Raw genomic sequence first — 4,342 nt, forward strand, 5'->3', positions numbered from 1 at the left:
CCGTCCGGGCGCCGCCGCGTCGGCGGCTGGGGACGTCCCTGTGGCGGTTGCTGGGGCCGCTGCTGGGTCTGCGGTTGCGCGTGGGCCTGCGGCTGCCCGACCGGAGGGGCGGGCTGCTGCGGGTGCGCGTCTCGCTGCACCTGTGTCTCCCGTTGCGGTGGGTTCTCGGACGGCGCGCCCCTGCGGAACCGGGGCTCGGTCCCCTGCGGAGCCTGGGGATCCTGCGCTGCCCCGCCGCGGCGGGGCAGCCCCGGACGGTCCTGGCCCTGCTCGGCGACCTCCTCCCGGGGTGCCTCGGACTGGTGCCACCCCGTGGCCGCGGGCATCGTCATGGTCACCTCGGAATCCCCGGCCGGTTCGCCGGACAGCCTGCTCGCGAGGTCTCCGGGCGTGCCGTCGGCCTCCGGGCCGTTCCCGTCGTCCTGCGCGGCGCCGTTCCGCGTGGCGTTTTCCGGTCCCGGCGCCGCACCGTTCGATCCGGCACGGTCCGCCCCGGCGTATCCGGGATCGAGGTGCCCGTTCGTGCCGGTGCCGTTGACACCGGACGGGATGTTCGGAAGCGCCGCGGTGTCGGCGGCGCTGGGTTCGGCGCCGCCGTCGGAGTTCGTCGTGGTGCCGGTCAGCGTGGCCGTCTCCGTGGTGGATGAACCCCGGCCGGTCCCGCGGTCGGCGCCCGCACCCGTGCCCGTGCCGGGGCCGTCACCGGAACCGCCGGAGCGGTCGTCCGTCCGGCCGTCGTCGGCCGCATCCGCCGTGGGGACGGCCGGCCCGTCGTGCGAGCCGTTGACCTGCCCGGTCGACTTCGGCAACGACCGGGGCCTACGGCTGAGCGCGGGGATCGCGCCCCGCTCCGGCACGTCGCCCTCGGACTTCGAGTCGGCCTCGGAGACGCTCTTGCCCTTCTCCGCGACGTCGCTGAGCAGGTCGGCGCGCACCAGCACGATGGCCCGGGTGCCCCCGTAGGCGGACTCCCGCAGGGTCACCGTCAGGCCGTGTTTGGCGGCCAGCCGCGCGACGACGAACAGGCCCAGCCGCGGCTCCTCGGACAGCGCCATGAAGCTGAAGTCCGGCGGGTTCCGCAGCGTCTCGTTCAGCCGGTCGAGCTCCTCCTGCTCCAGCCCGATGCCCTGGTCCTCGACCTCCACGACGGCACCGCGCCCGACCAGCTCGCCGCGCACCTCGACGCGGGACTGCGGCGGGGAGAACGAGGTCGCGTTGTCGATGAGCTCGGCGAGCAGGTGCACCAGGTCGCCGACGACCGGCCCGGCGACCGCCGTGGCGGGCAGCTTGCCCATCGTGACGCGCTTGTAGTCCTCGGTCTCGGCGACCGCACCCCGCACCAGGTCGGTGATCGCGACCGGGTTGCGGAACTGCCTGCCGGGCTGCTCCCCGCCCATGATGATCAGGTTCTCGGCGTTGCGCCGGGCACGGGTGGAGAGGTGGTCCAACCGGAACAGCATGTCCAGCTGGTCCGGGTCCTCCTGCTTGCGCTCCGCCGCGTCGAGCGCCTGCAGCTGGCGGTGCACGATCACCTGACTGCGGTGCGCGATGTTGAGGAACACGCGCTGCGTACCCTCGCGGGTCTTGGCCTCGTCCACGGCGGCGGCGACGGCGGTCTGCTGCGCCTTGTTGAACGCGTCGGCGACCTGGCCGATCTCGTCCTCGCCGTACTCCAGGTAGGACATCTCGCTGGACAGGTCCACCTGGTCACCGCCACGGACACGCTCCACCAGACGCGGCATCTGGTCCTCGGCGATGTCCAGCGTCTCGGCACGCAGCGCCGTCAGCCGGTGGATCAGCCGGTTCGACAGACGCCAGGAGAAGAAGAACGCGGCGGCGGAGATCACCAGCACGGCCGCGGCGGCGGCGATCGAGGTCGCCAGCGTCTCGTCGGCCTCGTCGACGGCGAGGTTCGTCGCGTCGGTGCTCTGCTGCACGTAGAGGCCCCACAGCGTCGCGCTGACCTCGCTCGCGGCCTCACGCCACTGGTCCTCCGGCACCGGCAGGTTGTTCTGGTTGCCCCGGAGGAAGGCGTTCTCCACCGTGAGCAGCGTGTCCCACGCCTCGCTCGAAACCAGCTGGTCGTACTGCCCGCGGACCTCCGGGATCATCTCCGGGACCGCCTGCTCCAGCGCGGAGTGGTAGGCACCGACCTCACTGATGTAGCTGCGGAACTCCTCCTCGGTGAGTCCGCCGCCGGAGAGGCCGGACGCGGCGAGCGCGTCACCGCGGGACATCGAGTCCGAGGCGGTGAACAGCGGCATCGCCATCAGACGCATGTACGCGGTCTCGGCACTCGGTGTCTCCCGCGCGACACTGTTCAGACCGTGGACGTACTGGTCGATGATGCCGTTGTAGTACTCGTAGGCCTCCTGCAGGGTGACCGCACCGTTGTCGACCCGCTGCCGGAACCCTGGCAGCCGCTGGACCTGCCGGAACGTCGCCTCGACGCTTTCCACCACGCTCTCCGGCGCGCTGCCGGTGACGTCGTTCAGCGCCTGCGCCTGCCGCTGTGCGGTGGCGTCGGTGGCGGCCCGGGACTCCTGCAGTTGCGCGCCCAGCGAGCGCGAACCGGCGATCTCCTGCAGGGTCAGCCTGCGCTCCGCACGGACGGCGGCGAAGAACCGCCCCGCGGGCTCGGCCGCGTCGTGCACGCTCGTCGCGAACGACCGGACCTGGACCGCGTCGTAGATCAGATAGCCCGAGATCGCCGATCCGGAGAGCAGGAAGACGATGCTGGGCACGAAGGCGATGGCCAGGATCCGGTTCCGGATCGTCGAACGCCCACTGCGTGAGGCGGATCTCGTCTTCAACAACGCGCTCAAGGCCCTTCCAGCGACATGTTCCGTATGGGCCCCCAACCCGTGTCCGACCCGCCCACACCGCATCGAGCCGACGCTGCGCGGGGAGGCTATTCAGCTCCGCGAGCACGAGTCAATACGACGTCTCGTCGCGGTCCGTGGTGGGACGCGCGGCTCACGGGTGTCGAGGCCCGCCTCATAGGCGAAGATTGTCTGTCGGACTCTATGTGCCACACGCCCCCGGGCAAAGCCCGTGTGACATGCATCGTGCGACCCCGGTCGCACTCAACCATCCCGCCGACACGGCACTCACCCGATCGTCGCAGTACAGCGTTGGTGTGCACCGTTACCCACCCGAGTGAAGTGTGCGCGAGATCACACGTATGTACCTGCCGTTCACCGTCCGGACGTCCGGCCACAGTGGCCGGTGATTCCGCGATGCGGAGGCTTCGCCCCGGTGGTCAGGACCGTTCGGCGGCGAGCTCCCTGCGGAGGGTGTAGGGCAGCACGCTGCCCGCCGTCAGCGCCTCGGCGTCGAGCGTGCCGGGCCGGTAGGTGAGGTGGGGGAACCGGTCGATCATCCGCGCGGCAGGTTCGGCCACGGCGTCGACCCGGCCGGTGAGGAACGCCCAGTCGAACTCGTCGGAGCCGTAGTAGAACACCGTGCCGAAGACGTCGGTGAACCGCCGGTAGGCACGCCGGAGCATCCCGTTGAGCCACAACGTCGGGCAGCCGACCTGGGAAGTCACCACCCCGCCGGGACGCAGCGCCGAGGCGCACAGGCGCAGGAACTCTTCCCCGAACAACCGGTTGTGCTGGGCGTCGTCCTCCCGCTCGCCGGGCAGGTCGGCGACGACGACGTCGTAGCCCGCGCCGTCGGACGCGGCCGCGCGCACGAACTCCCACCCGTCCGCGTAGTGCACGGTCACCGGCCCCTCGCCGCGCACGGCACGGTCGAGTTCGTCCGGGGTGTAGCCGTAGGGCAGGTGCCGGGCGCACCGCTCGACGACCTCGCGGTCGATGTCGACATGGTCGACGTGGGCGGCTCCCGCCTCGACGGCCATCGCGCTGATCACCCCCTCGCTGGAGCCGACCGCGAGGACCCGCTCCACACGGTCGGCGAGCAGCAGCGCGGGAACCAGCAGCGCCTCGTGGTAGTGCCGCTGGGCCAGTTCGGTGCTCTGCGGATCGTTGTCACAGAACAGCGAGACACCCTGGGCCGTCCTCGCGATCACGGCGTGCTGGTAGAGGGTGTCGGCCTCCCAGAGGACGTCGTCGAGTTCCCACAGTTGCGACATCCCGCGCGTCAACGGCTCCCGGAGTTCGGACAACTCGCACTCCTCCCGCGTCGTCTCGTTCCTGTGGTTCCGACCGGGTGTGCCCGGGCGGTGGTCCCATCATCACGCCGACGTCGCCCCGGCGCCGGACGGGGCACGACCGTGCCGCACGGGGTGGGCGGCACTCAGGGGGCACGGTCGGTGCCGGTTTCCGGGCCGGTGGTGGCGGTGCCGTCGGGGACGGGGGCGCCGTCGGTGGGCGCG

2 protein-coding genes are annotated in these 4,342 nt (G+C 71.6%); both read right to left on the minus strand.

Annotated features, from left to right (window positions below; genetic code table 11):
• The coding region (locus SACPADRAFT_RS29740) for a sensor histidine kinase (protein WP_007026674.1) at positions 1 to 2,825 on the minus strand (2,825 nt) is incomplete at its 3' end.
• A 437-nt stretch (positions 2,826 to 3,262) separates the two neighbouring features.
• Entirely contained in the window at positions 3,263 to 4,132 is an 870-nt protein-coding gene (locus tag SACPADRAFT_RS0224340) for a spermidine synthase (protein WP_007026673.1), read from the minus strand.
• Between the last annotated feature and the right edge of the window lie 210 nt (positions 4,133 to 4,342).

Origin of the sequence: Saccharomonospora iraqiensis subsp. paurometabolica YIM 90007 (assembly GCF_000231035.2) — a bacterium.
Classification (GTDB): Bacteria; Actinomycetota; Actinomycetes; order Mycobacteriales; family Pseudonocardiaceae; genus Saccharomonospora; species Saccharomonospora paurometabolica.